The 2,620-nt window shown below is 77.0% G+C and carries 2 protein-coding genes; both read right to left on the bottom strand.

Annotated elements, in window-relative coordinates; all coding sequences use genetic code 11:
- Positions 1-68: 68 nt before the first annotated feature.
- Complete coding sequence (locus tag AB0E83_RS35350) at positions 69-1,316, bottom strand: MFS transporter (RefSeq protein WP_362120909.1); 1,248 nt, start codon at positions 1,314-1,316, stop codon at positions 69-71.
- Complete coding sequence (locus tag AB0E83_RS35345) at positions 1,313-2,389, bottom strand: PLP-dependent cysteine synthase family protein (RefSeq protein WP_362120907.1); 1,077 nt, start codon at positions 2,387-2,389, stop codon at positions 1,313-1,315. Before AB0E83_RS35345 ends, AB0E83_RS35350 begins: the two co-directional genes overlap by 4 nt.
- Between the last annotated feature and the right edge of the window lie 231 nt (positions 2,390-2,620).

Raw genomic sequence — 2,620 nt, 5'->3', positions numbered from 1 at the left:
CCCGGCGGGGACCGGCGGGCCCGGGCCCGGCGGGGACCGGCGGGCCCCCGGACCGCCCCGGCCGGGGCCTACTCGCTCCGCAGACGCCCTCCCCTCCCCAGGGCCGCGACCGCCACGGCGCAGACCAGGCCGATCGCCGCCAGCGCCAGCCACGGCGCCTCCGTCCACCCCGTGACGTCGAGCAGCACGCCCGTGCCGAGGTTCCCGAGGGTGATGCCGATCCCGCACACGGTGTTGTAGAGCCCGTAGTGGGTGGCCACCCAGCGCCCCCGGGAGAGGGCGACGACGGTGTCCATCTCGTACGGGTAGAGCACCGCGTTCGCCACCGCCAGGACCGCCGCGCACAGCAGCAGCGCCGGCGCGCCCCGGCCGAGCGCGGCCGGCAGCAGGAAGGCGCCGCCCATCAGCGCGAGTCCGCCGACGAGGCTCCGCTCGCGGGAGAGCCGGGCCGCGCACCAGGCGGTGATCCGCAGCTGCCCGGCGAGCGCGACGAGCGCGGAGACGACGAAGAGCGCGGTCGTCACGCCCGTGCCGCCCGCCGCGAGCGGCAGCGCCAGGTAGACCTGGAAGGACAGGACGTACGAGCCGGTCATGGCGAGCGAGAAGAGCCAGAAGGTCCGGTTGCCGAGGACGGTGCGGAACTGGCCCCGGGCGCCGCCCTCCGCGCCCCCCTCCGGCGCCGGCCGGCCGCCGCCCGCCGAGCCGGGCAGGTGCCGCAGCTGCACCAGGGTCAGGCCCAGGAAGAGCAGGGCGGCGACCCCGCAGGTCAGCCGGAACGACACCCCGGTGAGCGCCACCCCGACCAGCGGGCCGAGCAGGATGCCGGCCTGGTAGTAGACGTTGAACAGGGCGAACGCCTCCACCCGGCGCTCCTCCCCGGCCTCCGCCGCCAGGCAGGCACGGACGGCCGGGTTGAAGAGCGCGCCCGCGAGGCCGGTGGCGAGCGAGGCGGCGATCAGCACGGGCAGCGACTGGGCGAAGGCGAGCGCGCCGAAGCCGGCGGTCCGCAGCGCGCAGCCGGCCACGATGAGCGGCTTGAAGCCGAGCCGGTCGGCGAGCGCCCCGCCGACGAGGAACATGCCCTGCTGGGAGAGGTTCCGGACGCCGAGGACGAGCCCGACCGCCCAGGCCGCCATCCCGAGCCTGTCGGCCAGGTGGGCGGCCAGGTAGGGCATCAGCATGTAGAAGCCGAGGTTGATGGTGAGCTGGTTGAGGAAGAGCAGCCGGACGGCCGGGTCGAAGGTGCGGCTCCGCCGCCAGATCCCGCCCCGGGGCGGCGCGGCGGCGGGGGTGCTCGTGCCGCTCGTGGTGCTCAACGCGCCGCTCCCGTCCCGGGGACGGCCGCCGTGCGGTCCAGGACCCGGCGGGTCCACTCCTCGATGCCCTCGGGGCCCCGGTAGGCGGCCGGTTCGTCGCGCACGGGGCCGTCGAGGAGGCCGTGGGCGGCGCAGTACTCGTCGTTGAAGACGGTGTCGAAGTAGCGCTGCGGGCCGTCGGGGAAGACGGCCGCGATGCGGGTGCCGCGCGGGCGGGTGCGGGCCAGCCAGCCGGCGACGAGCGCGACCGCGCCGACGCTCCAGCCGCCGGTGGCGTACTGGCGGGCGGCGAGCCGGCGGGCCGAGCGGACGGCCTCCGCCGGGGCGACCCAGTGGACCTCGTCGAAGGCCGCGTGGTCGACGTTGGCCGGGTGGATGGAGGAGCCGAGGCCGCGCATCAGCCGCTCCCCGGCGGGCAGCCCGAAGACGGTGGAGCGGATCGAGTCGACGCCGACGAGCTCCAGGGCGGGGCTGCTGGTGGCGCGCAGGGCGCGGGCGATGCCGGCGGAGTGGCCGCCGGTGCCGACCGCGCAGACGAGGACGTCGATCCGGTCGAGCCGCGCGGACAGTTCGGCGGCGAGCCCGGCGTAGGCGGCGGGGTTGTCGGGGTTGCCGTACTGGTCGGGCCACCAGGCGCCGTCGAGGCGGGCGAGGAGTTCGGCGACCCGGTCCTTGCGGGCCTGCTGCCAGCCGCCGGTGGGGTGGGGTTCGGTGACGACGTGCACGGTGGCGCCGTGGGCGGTGAGCATCCGGTGGACGATCGGCTCCAGACCGGGGTCGGTGACGACGTGCACGGGGTGGCCGTGGATCACCCCGGCGAGGGCGAGGCCGAGGCCGAGGGTGCCGGAGGTCGACTCGACGACGGGCGCGCCGGGCCGCAGGTCGCCCCGGCGGCGGGCCTGCTCGACCATGTGGAGGGCCGGACGGTCCTTGATGCCGCCGGAGTTGAAGCCTTCGAGCTTGGCCCAGTAGCCGTCGTCGGTCCACAGCACGGGGGTGTCGCCGACGGTCGGGTGCGGACGCGGGGGCGCGTACGGGGACAGGGGGGTGTGCAGGGGCGGGGAGGCGTGCATGGGTGTCGGTCCGTCCTCGGGAGGGGGTGCGGGAGGGCTGCCTGGCCGTCGCGGGCGGCGACGGGCGGCGCCCTCAGTTCCGGTCCACGCCGAGGGAGATGAGGAGCCAGCCGGGTTCGGGGCAGGGCCCCGCGCGGGCGGGGAAGGCGGCCCGGGCGGCGGCGTCCTCGGCGGCCTCGCGGCGGGCGGAGCGCGGGGTGTCGGTGAGGGCCCGGACGGTCTCCTCCAGGT

The organism is Streptomyces sp. NPDC035033, assembly GCF_040636735.1.
Lineage (GTDB): Bacteria > Actinomycetota > Actinomycetes > Streptomycetales > Streptomycetaceae > Streptomyces.
Note: the sequence above shows the minus strand (reverse complement) of the source record. Positions and strands in the feature narration are given on the sequence as shown.

What these genes read in the sequence shown, in the direction of transcription:
- AB0E83_RS35345 (WP_362120907.1), bottom strand. Translation starts at nt 2,389, where the DNA reads ATGCACGCCTCCCCGCCCCTGCACACCCCCCTGTCCCCGTACGCGCCC.